The following is a 19,209-nucleotide window of genomic DNA, read 5'->3' as shown; positions in this document are numbered from 1 at the left end:
CATAGCTAATAGTCTCAGTACTCACCTTTCTCACTTAGCGCTACGATATGGACCCGATTACCAATTGGCTGCGGCAAAACCTGAAGGGCGACCCTATTCTGTGGGGGATTGTACTGCTATTTTCATTCATCAGCATCGCGGTAGTATACTCGTCCACGGGCACCCTGGCCTACAAGCAGCAAGGGGGCAACACGGAGTATTACCTGCTGAAGCATACCGGCCTGATTGCCGTAGGCCTAGGTTTCATGTGGCTGGCGCATCGCATCGATTACCGCTACTACTCACGCCTTTCGCTGTACGCGCTGCTGCTGTCGGTGCCGCTGTTGCTGTTTACCTATATGTTTGGGGGCGAGGTAAACGGCGCTTCACGTTGGCTCACCATTCCGGTTATCAATCAGACGTTTCAGCCTTCCGACTTAGCTAAGCTGGCCCTGATTTCACACTTGGCCTCCATGCTCAGCCGGCGTCAGCAGCACGTGCAGGATTTCAAAACCACCTTGCTGCCCGTTATGCTGTGGGTCGGGATTATCTGCGGCCTTATTATTCTCTCGAATGCCTCTACCGCGCTGCTGCTGTTCGCTACCTGCTTGCTGCTTATGTTCATTGGTCGCGTGCCCCTGAAGCAGATGGCCGTAATGGTGGCCATCGGTATTCTGGTAGGCGGCGTAGGCCTGACGGCGGGTGAACGGTATAAAACGGTGCTTTCGCGCCTAGAGAGCTTCACCGATAAGAGCAAGCCCGTGCCGTTCCAGTTGGAGCACGCTTACATAGCGGAAGCTACGGGCGGCATCTTTGGCAAAGGCCCAGGCAAAAGCACCGAGCGCAACATCATGCCCCACCCGTACTCCGACTTTATCTTCGCCATCATCATCGAAGAGTATGGCCTGTTTGGCGGTGCCATTGTCGTTTTCCTGTACCTGGCCTTTCTCTATCGAGGGCTGAAAACGGTAATGAACAGTTATGGGGCCTTTGGGGGCCTTCTTTCGGCCGGGTTGAGCTTTAGTCTGGTCTTGCAGGCCATGGTGAATATGGGTGTGGCTGTAGGCCTGGGCCCGATTACTGGACTACCGCTTCCGCTGCTCAGCATGGGCGGCACCTCACTGATCTTCACCGGTATCAGCATCGGAATTATTCTGGCCGTAAGCCGAGGCGAGCGGGAAATCCGGCCAATGGTGGGAGAACCCGAAGACACAGCCCGCATCCCGCGCGTCTCGTCTTACGCTTGATCTCAACTGCTTTCTGAGGCCTACTCGCTTCATTTTGATAACCTGAATGCCCACAACTTCATCCAAATCTAGTCCGGCTCCTTACCGCGTCATCATCAGTGGCGGCGGTACCGGTGGGCATATATTTCCGGCCGTGGCCATTGCCAATGAGTTGCGTCGCCGTCAGCCCGATGCCGAGATACTATTCGTGGGTGCCAACGGCCGCATGGAAATGACGCGTGTGCCGGAGGCCGGCTACAAGATTGTGGGCCTCGATATCAGTGGCCTACAGCGCCGCCTGACGCCGGAGAATCTGCTTTTCCCTATCAAAGTGATGCGGGCGGTGCGCAAGGCCGGTAAGCTGATTGAGGAGTTTCGGCCCGATGTGGTGGTAGGAGTGGGCGGCTATGCCTCAGCGCCCGTGCTGCTGGCCGCTACCTCGCGGGGCATTCCGGCCCTGGTTCAGGAACAAAACTCTTACGCCGGCCTCGTGAACAAGCTGCTGGCCAAGCGCGTGCAGCGCATTTGTGTGGCCTATGAAGGCATGCAGCAATTCTTCCCCGCTGATAAAATCGTGCTGACTGGTAACCCCGTGCGCACCGAAATTGCCAGTGGGCAGCGTGAGGAGGCTTTGCGCTTTTTCGGTCTTTCTGCTGATAAGCCTGTGCTGCTGGTTATTGGGGGCAGCCTGGGTGCCCGCACCCTGAACCATGCTACGGCAGCGGCCCTACCGCGCCTGCGAGAGGCGGGCGTGCAACTGCTCTGGCAAACCGGCAAGCTCTACTTTCCGGAAGCCGAAAAACAAGCCGCCCCATTTGCCGCCGATAACCTAAAGGCTCTGGAGTTTGTGCGTCGGATGGACCTGGCCTACGCCGCCGCTGATGTGGTAATTAGCCGCGCCGGAGCGCTATCAGTGTCGGAGCTGTGCCTCACGGGCAAGCCCAGCATCCTGGTGCCCTCGCCCAACGTGGCCGAAGACCACCAAACTAAAAACGCGCTAGCGCTATCCTCACGCAATGCTGCGTTGCTCGTGTCGGATGCCGAGGCAGGAACGCGCCTCTACGACGAAGCGCTAGGCCTCTTGCAAGACTCCGCGCGGCAGCAACAGCTGGCCACCAACATCCGGGCCTTGGCTCGCCCCGATGCCACTACCACCATTGTGGACGAACTTCTAGCCCTCATGGAAAGCTAATGAACCCTGTAGCAGCATTCCCGCACGTCTTCTTTCTGGGTATTGGCGGCATCGGTATGTCGGCGCTGGCGCGCTGGTTTCGGGCCAACGGGCACTCGGTGAGCGGCTACGACAAAACCCCCACGCCCCTGACGCAAGCATTGGCGGCAGAAGGTATTGTGGTGCATTATCAGGACGCCGTGGAAAATATTCCGCAAGAAGTCCGCGAGAACAAAGCCCAGACGCTGGTGGTGCTTACGCCTGCCATCCCGAAGGACCACCAGGAGTGGGCCTGGCTCCGCGAGCAGGGCTACGATATCCGGAAGCGTAGCCAGGTTCTAGGCCTCCTCACGCAAGGCCGGCCTACTATTGCCGTGGCGGGCACGCACGGCAAAACCACCACCAGCAGCATGGTGGCCCATTTGCTGCACCATGCCGGCGTACCGTGTGCGGCCTTTCTGGGCGGCATCTCTGTGAATCTGGGTTCTAACCTGCTATTGCCACCTGCCAGCTCCGCTGACACTGCTCCGGTAGTAGTAGAAGCCGACGAATACGACCGGAGCTTCCTGACGCTGTTCCCCGATGTAGCCATCATCACGAGTACCGACGCCGACCATCTGGATATTTATGGCAACAAAGAGGCGCTGGTAGATTCGTTCCGGCAGTTTGTAGGCCAGATCAAGCCCGGCGGTACGCTCATCATTAACCACACCGCCGACGCCAGCGTAGCCCAGGCCGCGCCCGCAGGTGTGCGCGTTATTCGGTATGGCCTCTCACCAGAACAGGGTCCTGAGCTGTACGCCGATGCTATATCGGCGCAGGGGCACCAGTTTCGCTTCGATCTGCACGGCCCGCAAGGCACGGTAAGTGGCCTAGAGCTGGCGGTACCAGGCTACCACAACGTAGAGAATATGCTGGCCGCGGCCTGTGTAGGCCAGTTGTACGGCCTCACGCCCGAGCAGCTGCATGCCGCTGTGGCAGCTTATCGGGGGGTGAAGCGCCGCTTCGAGTTCATTCTGACAGCCGGAGCCACACACCCTGACAAAGTTTATGTGGATGATTATGCCCATCATCCACGCGAAATTGAGGCCTTTCTTCGTTCCCTTCGGACCTTGTATCCGGGCCGCCGGGTGCGCGTCATATTTCAACCTCATCTGTTCTCCCGTACCCACGACTTTGCTGCCGGATTCGCTGAGAGTCTGAGCCTTGCCGACGAAGTAGTGCTGATGGACATTTACCCGGCGCGGGAGCTTCCAATGCCCGGCGTCACCTCAGAATTGATTTTGTCCCAAATCACAGCACCCCTAAAATCTCTGCAGAGCTGGGAAGAAATTTTGCGAAATGCCGAAACCGACACGAATTTTGACGTATTAGCCACAGTTGGTGCCGGGGATATTGATAAACTTGTGCCACGTTTAAAGAATATTTTGGATATTCGCTGGAATGGAGCTGAAGCGTAAAGCCAATCATTTGCTGTTTGCCACTGGTTGCCTCCTATTATTAGGTGGCCTAGCGGTGTTTGCAGGCTTCCGGCAGACGCATCGGCCGGTGGGGGGCGTTATCGTGCGCATCAGCAACGAGTTCAACAACTTCTTCATCAGCGAGCAGGAAGTCACCAGCCTGCTCACCCGCCAGGGGCGTGACCGTTTGGAAGGAACTGACCCCGGAGAGCTGAATCTGAAAGCACTGGAAGCCCGCCTAAAAGCCCATAGCTTCGTAAAAGATGCCCAGGTGTACCGCGATCTGGCGGGCAACCTGCACGCCGACGTTCGCCAAAACCGCCCCATTGCTCGGTTAGTCCACTCCGATACTCGGCAGGATTACTACCTCGATGCGGTAGGGGAGAAGCTGCCGTTGTCGCCGCTTTTCACGGCCCGCGTGGTGCCTATTGCGCGTTTAGGCGGACAGCCACTCACCGATTCGTTTTTCCAGGACAGTACGGGACAGCAATACCTCGAATTTCTGCGCTATATTGACGAGAAACCATTTTGGCGCGCACAGGTCGCCGAGGTGTTTATTAGTCCGAATGGGAAGCTCTCTTTTACCCAGCAAGTAGGCGACCAACGAGTAGAATTTGGCTTTCCTGAGAATATTTCGGAAAAATTTGCGAAACTGATGGTATTTTACCGTCAAATTCCTCCGGTTTTGGGCTGGGACACGTACCACCGCGTCAACGTCGAGTTCAAGGACCAAATCATCTGTGAATAACTATATCTGCATAAAACGCTAAAAAACCGCGTTTTTCTACCCACAACCTACCTGCCAGCAACCCCAACCCTCGCCCTCCCTCCTCATGCAAAACGATAAGATTGTAGTCGGCCTCGACATTGGTACCACCAAAATTTGTGCTCTGGTAGGGCGCAAAAACGAATTTGGTAAGCTGGAAATTCTGGGCATGGGTAAAGCTGTGTCGGAAGGAGTAGTGCGCGGTATTGTGTCGAACATCGACAAAACGGTGGACGCTATCAAGAAAGCAATCCGGCAGGCTGAGGAGCAGTCAGGAATCAATATCGGCGTAGTGAACGTGGGCATTGCAGGGCAGCACATCCGCAGCCTGCAGCACAACGGTAGCATCACGCGCGCGTCTTCTGACAACGAAATCACGCTCGACGATGTGAACCGCCTCACCAATGACATGTATCGGTTGGTGACGCCACCCGGCTCCGAAATCATCCACGTAATGCCCCAGGACTACAAGGTGGATTACGAGGAAGGTATTATGGACCCGGTGGGAATGTCGGGAGTACGCCTGGAGGGCAACTTCCACATCATCACAGCCCAGAGTACGGCTATCAACAACATCAATAAGTGCGTTACCAAGGCCGGTCTGGAAATCGATAATCTGATTCTGGAGCCGCTGGCTTCTTCTATGTCGGTACTCAGCGACGAGGAGAAGGAAGCTGGTGTGGCCCTGATTGATATTGGAGGCGGCACTACGGATCTGGCTATCTTCAAGGATGGCATTATCCGCCACGCGGCCGTGCTGCCATTTGGTGGCAACATTGTAACCTCGGATATCAAGCAAGGCTGCCTGGTGATGCAAAACCAGGCCGAGCAGCTTAAGGTGAAGTTCGGTAAAGCCATTGCCGAGGAAGCCAGCGAGTACGAAATCGTGAGCATCCCTGGCCTACGCGACAGGGCTCCCAAAGAAATTTCCCTTAAGAACCTGGCCTACATCATTGAGGCCCGCATGGAGGAAATTGTGGAGCTGGTGTATGCCGAGATTCAGCGCCTGGGCTTCCAAGAAAAACTAGCCGCCGGGATTGTCCTGACGGGTGGTGGTTCGCAGCTGCAGAACCTGGTGCAGCTCACGGAATATGTGACGGGCATGGATACCCGTATTGGTTACCCGAATGAGCACCTCGGTAAGAGCCGCATCGAGGCTGTAAAGTCGCCGATGTATGCCACTACCGTAGGCCTGGTGTTGGCCGGCTACCGCTCCCTCGACGACCGCATGGCCCAGCGTGGCCTAGAAGAGCCCGAGCCGCAGCAGCATGTGTATCAGCGCCCAGCCGCGCCGGAACCACGGCCAGCAGCAGCGCCGGCTCCTCAGCCGGCCGCTCAGCAGCCCCAGACTGCTGCTGCACAGCCCGAAGCCTCTAAAAAGCCCTCGGGAGCTGGTAAATTTTTCCAAGACATCATCAGCCGTACGAAAGGATTGCTGATTGATGATTTCGACGACAAACAGTACTAAAGTCAATTGAGAATTGAGAATTAAAAATTAAAAACGAGCTGTTGGCGTGTGCTGATAGTCAGTTGGATGCTCAGGTTTTAATTCTCAAGTCTTAATTTTTAATTGACAACACATGAATTTTACATTTGATATTCCGGCGCAGTCCAGGTCCATCATAAAGGTGATTGGCGTAGGTGGAGGCGGCTCTAATGCCGTAAACCACATGTTTAGCCAAGGCATTAAGGACGTGGAGTTCGTCATTTGCAACACCGATAAGCAGGCGCTGGCTTCTTCCACTGTACCGAACCGCCTACAGATTGGCGCCGACCTGACCGAAGGGCTGGGAGCAGGCGCTAACCCCGAGCGAGGCAAGCAGGCGGCTATAGAGAGCCGGGAGCAAATCCGGGAGCTGCTTAGCAACGGTACCAAGATGGTGTTCATCACGGCCGGTATGGGCGGCGGCACCGGTACCGGGGCTGCACCAGTAATTGCCAAAGTAGCCAAAGAGCTGGGCATCCTCACGGTAGGCATCGTGACGGCGCCTTTCATGTTCGAAGGGAAGAAGAAGCGCCAGCAGGCAGAGCAAGGCATTAAGGAGCTGAGCGACAACTGCGACACGGTGCTGGTGATTCTTAACGATAAGCTGCGCGAGATCTACGGCAACCTGCCTATCCGCTCTGCTTTCGCCAAAGCGGATAACGTACTGAGCACCGCCGCCAAATCTATTGCCGAAATCATTACCGTCACGGCCGATGTAAACGTCGACTTTGAAGACGTGAAAACGGTCATGAAGGATTCTGGTGCGGCCGTAATGGGCAGCAGCATCACGGAGGGCGAGAACCGTGCCCAACGGGCCGCTGAAGAGGCTCTGGCTTCGCCGTTGCTTAATAACACGGACATTCATGGTGCTCAGCGCATCCTGCTCAGCATTATGTCGGGCGACCAGGCCGAGCTGGAAATGGATGAGCTGACGGAAATCACTGAGTGCATTCAGGAGAAAGCCGGCCAGAACGCCGAAGTTATCTTCGGCCACGGAATCGACCCTACGCTAGGCCAGAGCATCCGGGTAACGGTAATTGCGACCGGCTTTGCCCGCGAGGCACACAACATTACTTCAGTAGTACCCCGTGGTTCCGAAAACGCCTATACACCTTCGCCCGAGTCGCAGATCAACATCTTCGATAAAGAGCGTCAGGAGTCAGCTCCAGCTGTGCCTACGTTCGGCGCTCCGGAGCCAGTAGCAGCCCCAGAACCGCAGCCAGTAAAGTTTGATCTGGAGACATCACCGGCTCCAGTAGGCTATGTGCCGCCGGTTGTTTCGGCTCCTTCAGCCCCAGCCGCCGACCCGGTATTGTATCAGCAGGCTGCTCCTCAGGCGGCTCCACAGCCAACGGTGCAGCATACCCTTAACCGTCCGACACTGGATGCCCGTGCCGAGGAACGCCGTCGGCGGTTGCAGGAGCTCAGCAGCGGGTTGACAACGGATGCTATTAAAGACCAGCTGGAGACGCCGGCTTATCTGCGTCGTCAGGTGAAGCTGGAAAACGTGGTGCCATCCTCTGAGCAGAACATCAGCCGCTTTAATCTCTCTGATGATAACGAGTTGTTGGGCGATAACCGCTTTCTACACGACAACGTGGACTAAGTGATTTAGCCGAATAAAAAAAGCCCCTGTGATAGACACAGGGGCTTTTTTTATGTCGGCGAGATAGCAAAAGAGGTGTGTGAGCAGATCTAGGGCTGAACCGGCGGCTTCCCAAGCGAATCCTTCGGGTTCATCTCTGCAGAATCAGTGGGAAAGCGGGCTGGCTCCCCTATTTCCCGGTCGGGGCTAAGCGTACGGCCCCGAGAGGAGGCCCGGGGAGCTGCCGTATTACAGCTTACCGCTACGAGAATGCCTGCAAAAACCAGAAAATGAGTCAACCTTCTAAGCATAAGTGAATATACGCCGTTCAGATTAAAAGGAAGGTTTCTAGGCCACTCTCTTGGCTCTACGAGGCAAAACGGCGCGGAGGCATACCCAAAGTTTGCGCGAGGCTACTTAATGGCCACTAAGCTAAAAGGCAAGGAGTTCAGCTACCTGCTCGCGAAGCAACTGCTGATATAGAGGCTCCGTGAGCAGGCCTTCTCCCGTTAAATGCTTATCGATGAAAGGAAGCCGGACACGCTGAGGCAGTACGGCCGTGCCCAGGTACATGAGTACGTCGGTGAGATGGTTGAGTGGGAGCAGCCCGCCCTGGCCGCCCGATGACAGGCCTACAAGGGCTGCTTTTTTGCCTCGGATTCCGCCCGGATAGGGGAGGCCGTCGATGAAGGCCTTCAACACTCCGGGGAAAGAGCAGTTGTATTCGGGTACAATAAATACCAGCTTATCGGCCGCTTCGGCCATCGCCACCAGCTGGTTGAAATGCTCATGGTTGCCGGTGTTGTGGTAAAGCGCCGTGGTGGTAAAGTCAACGGGTAATTCCATCAGATCCAAAATCCGATAGTCTGCTCCGCGCTCCGTGAGCAAGTGGCCATAATACTCTGCCAGACGACGAGCGCGAGAGTTAGGGCGGTTTGTGCCGGCAATGACGGTTATCATGAAGACGAGAAAAGAGGTAAAAGCAACAGGAGCCGATAATACAGATGTTTGCTGGTGCTCATTGGGGCAAGCAGACCGCAACAAAAAAGCGAACCGGTTGCCCGATTCGCTTTTCCGTATGCTAGTAACTGTAAACTCTACGCAAGGTTATTCGAGGTGGCCTTTGCCGACAGGAATTCGCGGTTGAGAATGGCAATGTTTTCCAGGGAAATGCCTACGGGGCATTCAGCAGCGCACGAGCCAATATTGGTGCAGGCACCAAACCCTTCTTTGTCCATCTGCGCTACCATGTTTTCTACACGGGTATTGCGCTCTACGTGGCCTTGGGGCAACAAAGCCAACTGGCTTACTTTCGCCGAAACGAATAGCATAGCCGAGGCATTTTTGCAGGCTGCAACGCACGCACCGCAACCAATGCAGGTAGCGGCCTCAAAAGCACGGTCAGCAATTTCCTTTGGGATTGGAATTTCGTTTGCGTCAGGCGAGCCGCCCGTGTTTACCGAAACGTAACCACCTGCCTGGATAATCCGGTCGAAGGCCGAGCGGTCTACGCTCAGGTCTTTATTGACGGGAAAAGCAGCGGCGCGCCAGGGTTCGATGGTGATAGTGTCACCATCGGAAAACTTCCGCATATGCAGCTGGCAAGTAGTAGTGCCAGCCTCCGGGCCATGTGCACGACCATTGATGAACAGGTTGCACGAACCACAAATACCCTCGCGGCAGTCGTGGTCGAAGGCTACCGGCTCATCGCCTTGGCGCAGCAGGTCTTCATTTAATACGTCGAGCATTTCCAGGAACGACATATCCGGGGAAATGTCTTTTACCTGATAATCCACGATGCGGCCTTCGGTGTTACGGCTTTTCTGCCGCCACACTTTCAGCGTGAGATTCATCGGTTTGGCGTTGGGGTTACTTCCAGCCATTTTTATTAGACGTTTTGAATTTTGAATTTTAAATGCCGAATGAATTTGTGGGAGTAGAAGGCTGACCGGATACGGAGGCCTAGCAGGCCGGTATCCGGTCAACACTCAACATTCAAAATCCAACATTACTTATAGCTACGCTGCGTGAGCTTCACGTTTTCAAACACCAGCTCTTCCTTGTTGAGTTTCTCCGGCTGATTGTCGCCCTGATATTCCCAAGCGGCTACATAAGCGTAATGCTCGTCGTCGCGGAGAGCTTCGCCTTCTGGCGTCTGGTATTCTTCACGGAAGTGGCCACCGCAGCTTTCGTTGCGGTCGTACGCATCATCCACCATGAGCTCACCAAGCTCCAGGAAGTCAGCCACGCGGCCGGCTTTCTCCAGTGCTTGGTTCATCTCGGTTTCTGTGCCCGCCAACTTCAGGTCGCTCCAGAATTCCTGGCGGAGCTTCTGAATTTCTCTCTTGGCGTGCTGCAGACCCTCAGCCGTACGAGCCATACCGCAATACTCCCACATGATGTGGCCTAGCGCCTTGTGAAAATCGTCGGGAGTGCGCGTGCCATTGATGCTCATCAGCTTCTGTACTCGAGCGTGTACTTCGGCTTCGGCCTCCTTGAAGGCAGGGTGGTCGGTAGTAACAGGCTTAGGAGCAGTCTGAGCCAAGTAATCACCAATGGTATAGGGAATTACGAAGTAGCCATCTGCTAAGCCCTGCATCAGAGCCGAAGCGCCGAGGCGGTTGGCACCGTGGTCGGAGAAGTTACACTCGCCGGTAGCGTATAGGCCAGGTACCGTGGTCTGCAGGTTGTAGTCAACCCATAGGCCACCCATAGTGTAGTGCACCGCAGGATAGATGCGCATGGGCTGCTCGTAGGGGTTCTCGCCAGTGATTTTGGCGTACATATCGAACAGGTTGCCGTACTTCTGGCTAACTGCTTCGGCACCGGTGCGCTGGATAATCTCAGCGAAGTCGAGGTACACGGCCAGGCCTGAGGAGCCTACACCACGGCCTTCGTCGCACATCTGCTTGGCGTTGCGGGAAGCTACGTCGCGCGGTACCAGGTTACCGAAAGCGGGGTATTTGCGCTCCAGGAAGTAGTCGCGGTCTTCTTCTTTAATATCGGTAACCCGGATTTCGCCTTTGCGCAAACGCTCGGCGGTTTCCTTGGTTGCCGGAACCCACACCCGTCCGTCGTTACGCAACGATTCCGACATGAGCGTCAGTTTCGACTGGTAGTCGCCGGATACGGGGATGCAGGTAGGGTGAATCTGCGTGAAGCAAGGGTTGGCGAAGAATGCGCCTTTTTTGTGCGCACGCCATGCCGCCGTTGCATTGCAATACTTGGCGTTGGTGCTCAGGTAGAATACGTTGCCATAGCCTCCAGTGGCCAACACTACAGCATGTGCTGCATGCTGTTCAATTTCACCCGTAATCAGGTTACGGGTAATAATGCCGCGGGCCTGGCCATCTACTACCACCAGATCCAGCATTTCGCTGCGGGTGTAGAGTTTTACCTTGCCGTAGGCCACCTGGCGCGAGAGAGCCGAATAGGCGCCCAGCAACAACTGCTGTCCGGTCTGGCCACGGGCGTAGAACGTGCGGCTTACCTGAGCACCCCCGAAGGAGCGGTTAGCCAGCAGTCCGCCGTATTCACGGGCGAAGGGCACGCCTTGCGCTACGCATTGGTCGATGATGTTTACAGATACCTGCGCCAGGCGATACACGTTGGCTTCGCGGGCTCTGTAGTCACCTCCTTTAACAGTATCGTAGAACAAGCGGTAAACCGAGTCACCGTCGTTCTGGTAGTTTTTGGCAGCATTGATACCGCCCTGCGCGGCAATAGAGTGCGCGCGACGAGGAGAATCGTGATAGGTAAACGCCTTAACGTTGTAGCCCAGCTCAGCCAGGGAAGCTGCGGCAGAAGCACCGGCTAGGCCAGTGCCAACTATAATAACGTCGTACTTGCGCTTGTTAGCTGGGTTTACCAGCTTGACGTTGAACTTATGCTTGTCCCACTTCTCGGCCAAAGGCCCTTCGGGAATTTTGGAATCCAGTATCATACGCTAAAATGAAAATGGTGGGGGCTAGCGAAGGGCCGGCTCCGTTGTGAGTGACTGTTCCACGGTATTACCCGTGGCTGGCCGCGGCTGGTAGGCCGAGCTGAAGAACATCACCAGCGGAATCAGGGCAAACAGGAGAGCAATGATGACGGAGAAGCCGTAGCCCGTCATGTAGATGGCTGGTGTGTACTTGCGGTGGCTGAGTCCCAGCGTCTGGAAACCGCTCCGGAAGCCGTGCCAGAGGTGGTAGCCAAGCGCAATCTGGGCCAGGGCGTACAATGCCACGTACCAAGGTATTTTGAAGGAAGCAGCTGCCACAGAATACAAGTCGCCAACCGGATGATCTAAGTTAGGTACCCGCACTTCGGCTAGGCCACCCATAGCATCAAACCGGGAGCGAATCCAGAAGTTCATCAGGTGCACAATCAGGAAGATCAGGAGCAGGGTGCCGAGCAGGGCCATGTTGCGCGAAGCCCATTGCGAGTTCTTCTCTGAGTGATTAGAAACGTAACCCTGAGCACCCCGGGCTTTTCTGTTTTTCAGGGCCAATGACAGGCCTTGGTAGATGTGCGCCAGCAGGCCCAGCATCAGTACTATTTCCATAAACCGGATTACGGGGTTGGTACCCATAAATTCGGCCCAGAAGTTAAAAGAAGCGCCGCCATCGTGGCGTAGCATCTGCAGGTTAATCAGCAAATGAACGACGAGAAAGGAGCAAAGAAACAGGCCCGTTACGGCCATAATGATTTTGCGGCCAATGCTGCTGGAGAAGGTTTTTGTTATCCAACTCATAAGAGCTACTAAAGGGTTTGGGTAGGTCGGTTGTACTGGCCAAAGGTAGGTTCCAACTAGGTAGCAAACAATCTGCGCTGTCCTTTCACGTTAGTCACGTTAGAGTGAATCTATCTACGGCTAGCCCCGTTAGAACCTTGCATCATAGAACTAACCCTACCACCTGGTTTTTTGTTAGGTTTCTGAGGCTTTTTTCCTGACCTTCTCTCCCTGAGTTTTATTGGACTTGTAATACCCTGATTCTATGAAGCTTCCGCTACTTAATCGCGCCGCCCGGCTGGGTTTGGTGCTACTGGTGTTGGTACTGGTCTACGGTGGATTTACGCCGGCTGCCTTTGCCACTCACCTACGTGCTGGCGACATACAGGCTAAAACAGATACTACTGCCGCCCGAAATCCCCGTCGCATCTTCTTTAAAATGGTGGTGTATGAGAGCAGCGCGGGCACCACTGTAACAGAAGATGAAGTAACCATATTTTTTGGCGATGGCACTTTTTCAGGAGAGCGGGCTATCAAGCGGGTCAGCAAAACCCCAGTGGGCTGCGACGGCACGACCTTCCGAAACGTGTACTATTTCGAGCATACATACCCTGCACCCGGCCAATATACAGTACATTATGTGAGCGAAAACCGCAGCATTGGGGTGCGGAACATGGTAGAGTCTGCATCGCAGAGCTTTTATGTTTCCTCATTTATTACGATTGACCCGGCTCTGGGCATCAATCGGTCGCCTATCCTAAATGCTCCTGCCTATGACAGGGCAGGCTTACGGCAGGTTTTTCTACACAACCCTGCTGCTTCTGACCCCGATGGCGACTCATTATCTTATGAGTTGACGCCAAGTAGATATGTGCCCGGTGGTGTACCTGCTGTGTTGGCCCAGACAGGCAACAACCGAAACACACCTATCCCGGTTACTAGTATCGGTTTTGTGTTTCCTAACGCAGTAGGATCAGCCGTACAGGTGCCGTATGTAGGACCTCCTGTTGGCGTAGATGGAAGTGCGGCTATATTTGACCAAAACCCACTTACGGGCCAGATAGTCTGGAATGCTCCCGCGACAGCCGGCGATTATAACTTTGCTTTTAAGGTGCGGGAATGGCGCCGGATAGCTGGTAGCCGGGCCCGCCTGATTGGCGAATACACCCGGGACATGCAGGTAACGGTAGGCAACAACAACAACCTCCGGCCTACCATCACGGTGCCCGCCGACTTGTGCGTAATAGCCGGCACGCCCGTGACTGGCCTAGTAACCGCCACTGACCCCGAAAATCAGCCGGTGCTGCTTTCCGCTTTTGGCGGGATGCTTCCGCGGCCAGCATCGTTTACGCAAACGGCGCCCGGCCCACCTACCGCCCGGGGCACGTTTACCTGGACGCCCACTTGCCTGAATATTCAGTCGGAGCCACACCAAGTGCTGTTTAAAGCGGAGGACCGGCCTCTGAACAACTGTGGCGCTACCTTGATTGATGAACGCGTCTGGCGCATCAGGGTGATAGGGCCGGCGCCGCAAAACCTACGAGTGGCGCAGGTAGGGAATACGGCCCAGCTCAACTGGGAAAGCTACACTTGCCAAAACCCGGGCGCCCAGATCCTGATTTTCCGGAAGGAAAACGAATCAAACTTCACGCCCGGCGATTGTGAAACCGGTATTCCGGCATCGGCCGGCTATACCCAAATTGGCTCTGTTGCGGTGGGAAGCCGCACGTTTATTGATGATCGGAATGGCCTAGGGCTGGAGCGCGGCAAGAAGTACTGCTACCGTATTTACGTGCAGTTTGCCAGGCCTGCCGGTGGCGAGAGCATTGCCTCCAACGAAGCCTGCCTGACCTTGCAAGGCCGCTCGGCTCGTTTCACTAACGTAACTGTAGACCGCACGGCCGCCACCAATGGCCAGATTACGGTGCGCTGGACCAAGCCTGCTCCTACAGCTAGCTTCAATGCGCCAGTTGGCTACCGCCTGTACCGGGCTGTAGGCCAGGCGGGCACTACCTTCCCAACCACGCCGTTGCGTACGATTACCAACCTGAATGACACCACGTTCGTGGATACGGAGGTTGGCCTGAATACGCTCGACAATGCTTATGTCTATAAGCTGGAGTTCTTCAGCAATACCCTGGCTACCCCAAACTCGCCGGTTTTGGTGGAAACCACCGGACCTGCTTCCAGCGTGCGGGTGAATACCGCCGCCGACTTGCTGACCAACGCCGTAACCCTGACCTGGACCTATAATGTGCCCTGGGATAACTCGAAGCGCCCCTCCACCATCTACCGTCGCGAAGGCACTACCGGCACTTACCTGCCCATTGCGAAAGTAACGGGCACTACTACCGGCGGCACATATGTCGACCGGGGTACGGTTCGGGGCCCGCTGGTGAAGGGGAATACCTATTGCTACTACGTCAAGACTAATGGCACCTATGACATTGCGCGGCCCGACTCGCTCATTAACTTGAGCCAGGAGCGGTGCGTGGTGCTGTCGCCGGTGCTGTGTACGCCCGTCCTGACGCTGAAGCCAATCAATTGCGACAGTTTGGCGAGTCGGCTGTTTGAGTTGCCTGCTACCCCAGCCAGCGGGCAGATCTACACCAACAACCTTAGCTGGACGCTCAGCAATCAGCCAACGGCAGATTGTAGCCGAAACGTGGCTTCGTATATCCTGTATTACGCGCCTACGCCCAACGACTCGTTGCAGGTATTAGCCACGGTGCCCGGTACGCAAACCACGTATGCCCACACCGGACTTAAGTCTGCGCAGGGCTGCTATGCCGTGCGCGCAGTGGATGCCGCCGGTACGCGCAGTCTGCTCAGTAATACCGCGTGCAATGATAACTGCTTGCTCTTTCTGCTGCCTAACATCTTTACCCCGAACGGTGACGGCAAGAATGATACCTTCCGACCCAAGGTTTTCAGCCCCATCAAGCGTACCAACGTGAAGATTTTCAACCGTTGGGGCGTGAAGATTTATGAAAGCGACAAAGACCCCCTCATCAACTGGACGGGTGGGGGCAGTGGCGAAGGCGGGCAAGGTGCCAAGGCTTCGGAAGGCATGTATTTTTATCAGGCCGAAGTAGAGTTTGGCGATGCTAACGGCACGAAGCGCACCTTCAAAGGGTGGTTGCAACTGAACCGCTAAGCACTAGCAGATAGGCCTAGAAAAGAAAAGGAGCGGACAGTAGTTGTCCGCTCCTTTTCTTTGTGGCATGATAAAGACCTGCATTCTATTCCTGGGCTTGCTGGATGGCCTAGCCAGCTGCCAGTCGCAAACGGTACCGACGGCTACTGTGCAGCCAGCCCCAACTGAAACCGAAGCACGTGCTGCTGTGGCCCGCTATGTAAAGGAACAGCCGAATGCGGCCCTGTACTTGACTGACTCGGCACGCGTAGTTGATGTAGATACAAAGTGGCAGGTGATGGTGCCCCGTACTGATTGGGCCAAACGCATGCCCAATGCCGCCGCGTTTGAAGTGGATAAGCAGACGGGAGCCGTTACCACCCTCATGGTGAAATAGAGATTTTGTAGCAGCTTGCGGCAGCGCTAGGCCACTCCCTTGCGTGGTGCGTGGCTTTACTTTGTCTTCAAACCTAAAAATTCCTTCAAGTGAAAGCAGTTGTTTTTCCTGGCCAAGGCAGCCAGTTTAGTGGCATGGGCCGCGACTTGTACGAGCAGCATCCTGAGGCTAAGCGCCTGATGGAGCAGGCCAATGAACTCCTGGGTTTCTCCCTGACGGACGTTATGTTCTCAGGCTCCGAAGAAGACCTGCGCCGCACCGATGTTACGCAGCCAGCTATCTTCCTGCACTCTGTAGCCCTGGCCTCCGTACTGCCCGATCTGCGCCCTGCTATGGTAGCAGGCCATTCACTCGGCGAGTTTTCGGCTCTGGTAGCGGCCAAGGTGCTCAAGTTTGAAGATGCCCTTCGGCTAGTGGCGCAGCGGGCCCAGGCCATGCAGGCCGCCTGCCAGGAGCAGCCCGGCACCATGGCCGCCATCTTGGGCCTCGATGATGAAACGACGGCCCGTATCTGCCGCGAAATCAGCGAAGCGGGCAACGTGGTGGTAGCTGCCAACTATAACTGCCCCGGTCAATTGGTGGTATCGGGCTCACAGCGTGGTATTGAGCTGGCCTGCGAGCAGCTGAAAGCTGCTGGTGCCAAGCGCGCCTTGCCGCTGCCGGTAGGAGGGGCCTTCCACTCGCCCCTGATGCAGTCGGCGGAAGCGGCGCTGGCTCAGGCTATTGCCACCACTACCTTCTCGGCCGGCATTTGCCCCGTGTACCAGAACGTAGATGCTGCCCCCCACACCGACCCCGACGAAATCCGCGAAAACCTGGTGCGCCAGCTCACGGCCCCGGTTCGCTGGACGCAGAGTGTGCAGCGCATGGTGCAGGATGGCGCCACCGAGTTTGTGGAGTGCGGCCCCGGTAAAGTGCTGCAGGGGCTGGTGAAGAAAATTGTGCCGGAAGTGGCCATTAGCTCCGCCAGCTAAGCTGCTGCCGCATGTTGCCAGCCCTGAGGAACACCCAACTGCCGCCCTGGGCCTGGACTTTGGTTGCACTAGGCCTCTCGGCGGGGCTACTAGCCTACGCGCTGTGGCCGGGCCTGGCGGGCACCAGCGACTCAGTGTACTACCTCTCGGCGGCCCGTAGTATGGCCGCCGCGGGGCAGTTGCGCAACCCCGATGGCACGGTGTATTCCTTTTGGGGGCCTCTGTACCCGATAACGCTGGCGCCCGGCGTGTTCCTTAAGCAAAACTGGCTGCTGGTGGCTGGGCAGCTGCTGAGCACGCTCGGAGCGGTAGCCTTATGGAGCTGGCTGGGCTGGCGCCTCTTGCCTACATCTGGTACTAGCAGGCTTTATGCCATGGTGCTGGGCTTCTCGGCGCCGCTGTTGGTGGCCGCCAAGTTTGTGTGGTCAGAGCCGCTGTTTGAGCTGTTGTTCGCGGGCTATGTGGTGGCACTTTATCAGTACCATCGTTCCGCCCGATTCGGGTGGCTGTTGGCTGCTACGGCTGTGGGGGTGCTATTGCCGCTGCAACGTACCTCCGGCCTGTTCTTGCTGTTCGGTATTGGCCTAGGCCTCTTGCTGCTGCATGACCAGCAGCGCTGGCCGCTGAAGCGGGTGCTAGGCCACTTGGCCGGGGCCAGCATAGGCGGCGTGCTCTGGCAGCTCTATGTTTGGCGCGTCGGTATCCCCATTCCATTTGTATTCGACCCCGGAACGGCCTTTTTGCTGAACCCGATGAGCGCTTATGGCTATGCGCTTATGCGCTGGCTACTACCGCTGCCTACTTTCATTTGGCCTATGCCCTGGGTGTTTGGCCTGTTGCTGATTGGGTTGTTAGTGCTACTTAGTCGGGCAAGTCGAGTGCTGCCGGCTGAGTTTGGCGTGGTACTGCTGACTTCTGTAGTGGCTTACATTGTGCTGCACATTCTCACCAATGGCTGGAGCCGCAGTGCCGGCGACGTCACGGATGCAGAACGCTACCTGACGGTGTTGTATGGCCCAATCTGGCTACTACTGCTGGCGGGCGGGCAGCGCCTGCTTAATCGTTGGCCCATCCTGATGGCAGCGCTAGGCCTCTTTATCCTCACGTATTCTGCTGCCCGTACCATCCGCAACGCCCAGGCCTGCCGCGAAATGCCGCTCATGGTTGAAACAGCTTCTGCCATCAACTAAGCAGGAACGGGCAAAAGCCAAAATCACATGGCATACAGGCTTACTGGCAACGGGTCGGGGCACGCGGCCAGCAGTTCCGAAACGGACTGGCCTAGCACCGGATGTATAGTTGAGGGCGCAATTTCAGCCAATGGAACCAAGGCAAACCGCCGTTCCGGTAGGCGCGTGTGCGGCACTGAGAGGCGTTCAGTCAGTATTACCTCAGCGTCATAGAGCAAAATATCCACATCCAGCGTACGCGCCCCCCAGCGCATCAGCCGCTCCCGGCCAGCCAGCTGTTCTACGCGTTGGCACGCATCCAGCAGCTGCTCCGCCGGCAGAAGGGTGTGTAGCTGCACCGCCTGGTTCAAAAATGCCGGCTGATCTTCCAGGCCCCAAGCGGCCGTTTCATACAGGCCCGAAATTTTCTCAACTGTTCCCGCCAGTACGGAAAGCTGCTCTACGGCTTCGCGAAGAATAGCAACACGGTCGCCGATGTTGGAGCCTAGCAAGAGGTATGTAGTGGGCACAGGCTAATTTGTTGAAAGTGGTTTTGGGAAGCGTCGGTAAATCAGCCAGGCAACTAACCAAAGTCCAGCCATGAGTAGGAATACCTCGCTTACCGCATCCCCTTCCACACTTAGAGAGCGGCTCAACATCGATGACAGAAGCAATCCTCCTGAAAATAAAGCTGCTGCCAGTAATGTCGGTTGTGAGAAAAAACGAGCAGTTCCTAAATAAAAGCTGCCATATAGCACTGAGAGGATGAGCAAGCGTGGCAGCGTAAATACTGCTCCTTCACTTAAACCATCCAGAAAATTACCAGGTAGAGCCAAGGTTAGGAATAGTAGCAAGAACAGGGGAATACGAGAAATAGAGAAAGGGCTGTGTTGGTTTAATATGTCTGTTTTGCTGTAGTTGCCAATGACTAACTCGCCTGGGCTGTAAAAGATGATATACTTTCTGCCAACTTGATAAACAATGCAAATTGCCAAGGACGCTAGAGAAAGTAAAACACTTGCCAAGGGTGGAATAGAGCCTTGCTCATTCGTGTACAATCCGGCTGCTATCCCCAATACGAAGCTTACAAAGTAGAAATTGACAGCCAGTACAAATAGTGTGGTAAATGTTTTCCTTAAGGACATA

At 55.8% G+C, this 19,209-nt stretch carries 16 protein-coding genes; 10 read left to right on the top strand and 6 right to left on the bottom strand.

Translation table 11 applies throughout. From position 1 onward, the window contains the following. The first annotated feature begins 47 nt into the window (after positions 1-47). The 6 genes from CFT68_RS08570 to ftsZ all read left to right on the top strand — a co-directional run bounded on the left by CFT68_RS08570 (position 48) and on the right by ftsZ (position 7,694). A complete protein-coding gene (locus CFT68_RS08570) occupies positions 48-1,226 on the top strand; it encodes an FtsW/RodA/SpoVE family cell cycle protein (RefSeq protein ID WP_088842986.1) in 1,179 nt (392 codons plus the stop codon). A 46-nt stretch (positions 1,227-1,272) separates the two neighbouring features. Next, the gene (gene murG / locus CFT68_RS08565) at positions 1,273-2,397 is read left to right on the top strand and encodes an undecaprenyldiphospho-muramoylpentapeptide beta-N-acetylglucosaminyltransferase (RefSeq protein WP_088842985.1); all 1,125 of its coding nucleotides are present in this window, start codon (positions 1,273-1,275) and stop codon (positions 2,395-2,397) included. Beyond that, complete coding sequence (murC, locus tag CFT68_RS08560; protein WP_088842984.1) at positions 2,397-3,836, top strand: UDP-N-acetylmuramate--L-alanine ligase; 1,440 nt, start codon at positions 2,397-2,399, stop codon at positions 3,834-3,836. The genes murG and murC overlap by 1 nt, the downstream gene beginning before the upstream one ends. After that, positions 3,820-4,584: a cell division protein FtsQ/DivIB gene (locus CFT68_RS08555; RefSeq protein WP_088842983.1), complete on the top strand. Its 765-nt coding sequence runs from the start codon at positions 3,820-3,822 to the stop codon at positions 4,582-4,584. Before murC ends, CFT68_RS08555 begins: the two co-directional genes overlap by 17 nt. A gap of 85 nt (positions 4,585-4,669) precedes the next feature. Beyond that, the gene (gene ftsA, locus CFT68_RS08550) at positions 4,670-6,070 is read left to right on the top strand and encodes a cell division protein FtsA (RefSeq protein WP_088842982.1); all 1,401 of its coding nucleotides are present in this window, start codon (positions 4,670-4,672) and stop codon (positions 6,068-6,070) included. A gap of 112 nt (positions 6,071-6,182) precedes the next feature. Then, the gene (ftsZ, locus tag CFT68_RS08545; RefSeq protein ID WP_088842981.1) at positions 6,183-7,694 is read left to right on the top strand and encodes a cell division protein FtsZ; all 1,512 of its coding nucleotides are present in this window, start codon (positions 6,183-6,185) and stop codon (positions 7,692-7,694) included. 411 nt (positions 7,695-8,105) lie between these two features. On the opposite strand, the gene CFT68_RS08540 is transcribed toward ftsZ, so the two are convergent. The 4 genes from CFT68_RS08540 to CFT68_RS08525 all read right to left on the bottom strand — a co-directional run bounded on the left by CFT68_RS08540 (position 8,106) and on the right by CFT68_RS08525 (position 12,408). After that, complete coding sequence (locus tag CFT68_RS08540; protein WP_088842980.1) at positions 8,106-8,633, bottom strand: NADPH-dependent FMN reductase; 528 nt, start codon at positions 8,631-8,633, stop codon at positions 8,106-8,108. A gap of 137 nt (positions 8,634-8,770) precedes the next feature. Continuing rightward, on the bottom strand, positions 8,771-9,526 hold the full coding sequence (locus CFT68_RS08535; RefSeq protein WP_088842979.1) for a succinate dehydrogenase/fumarate reductase iron-sulfur subunit: 756 nt from the start codon (positions 9,524-9,526) through the stop codon (positions 8,771-8,773). Between the two features lie 155 nt (positions 9,527-9,681). Next, entirely contained in the window at positions 9,682-11,616 is a 1,935-nt protein-coding gene (locus tag CFT68_RS08530) for a fumarate reductase/succinate dehydrogenase flavoprotein subunit (RefSeq protein WP_088842978.1), read from the bottom strand. A gap of 24 nt (positions 11,617-11,640) precedes the next feature. Next, positions 11,641-12,408: a succinate dehydrogenase cytochrome b subunit gene (locus CFT68_RS08525; protein ID WP_088842977.1), complete on the bottom strand. Its 768-nt coding sequence runs from the start codon at positions 12,406-12,408 to the stop codon at positions 11,641-11,643. Positions 12,409-12,652: 244 nt separating this feature from the next. Between CFT68_RS08525 and CFT68_RS08520 the strand changes: the two genes are divergently transcribed. The 4 genes from CFT68_RS08520 (at position 12,653) to CFT68_RS08505 (ending at position 18,084) form a co-directional block, all read left to right on the top strand. Then, entirely contained in the window at positions 12,653-15,544 is a 2,892-nt protein-coding gene (locus CFT68_RS08520) for a T9SS type B sorting domain-containing protein (protein WP_088842976.1), read from the top strand. Between the two features lie 67 nt (positions 15,545-15,611). Beyond that, positions 15,612-15,920, top strand: a complete 309-nt coding sequence (locus CFT68_RS08515; protein ID WP_088842975.1) for a hypothetical protein — start codon at positions 15,612-15,614, stop codon at positions 15,918-15,920. Between the two features lie 89 nt (positions 15,921-16,009). Continuing rightward, positions 16,010-16,894, top strand: coding sequence for an ACP S-malonyltransferase (gene fabD, locus CFT68_RS08510; protein WP_088842974.1), 885 nt, complete (start codon positions 16,010-16,012; stop codon positions 16,892-16,894). A gap of 11 nt (positions 16,895-16,905) precedes the next feature. Beyond that, positions 16,906-18,084 carry a hypothetical protein gene (locus tag CFT68_RS08505; protein ID WP_088842973.1) on the top strand — a complete coding sequence of 393 codons (1,179 nt, stop codon included), beginning with the start codon at positions 16,906-16,908 and terminating at the stop codon, positions 18,082-18,084. Positions 18,085-18,107: 23 nt separating this feature from the next. Here CFT68_RS08505 and folK read toward each other — a convergent pair whose 3' ends face one another. Then, on the bottom strand, positions 18,108-18,593 hold the full coding sequence (gene folK, locus CFT68_RS08500) for a 2-amino-4-hydroxy-6-hydroxymethyldihydropteridine diphosphokinase (protein WP_088842972.1): 486 nt from the start codon (positions 18,591-18,593) through the stop codon (positions 18,108-18,110). Positions 18,594-18,596: 3 nt separating this feature from the next. Next, entirely contained in the window at positions 18,597-19,208 is a 612-nt protein-coding gene (locus CFT68_RS21490; protein ID WP_141106496.1) for a hypothetical protein, read from the bottom strand. Between the last annotated feature and the right edge of the window lies 1 nt (position 19,209).

Origin of the sequence: Hymenobacter gelipurpurascens (assembly GCF_900187375.1) — a bacterium.
Classification (GTDB): domain Bacteria; phylum Bacteroidota; class Bacteroidia; order Cytophagales; family Hymenobacteraceae; genus Hymenobacter; species Hymenobacter gelipurpurascens.
Note: the sequence above shows the minus strand (reverse complement) of the source record. Positions and strands in the feature narration are given on the sequence as shown.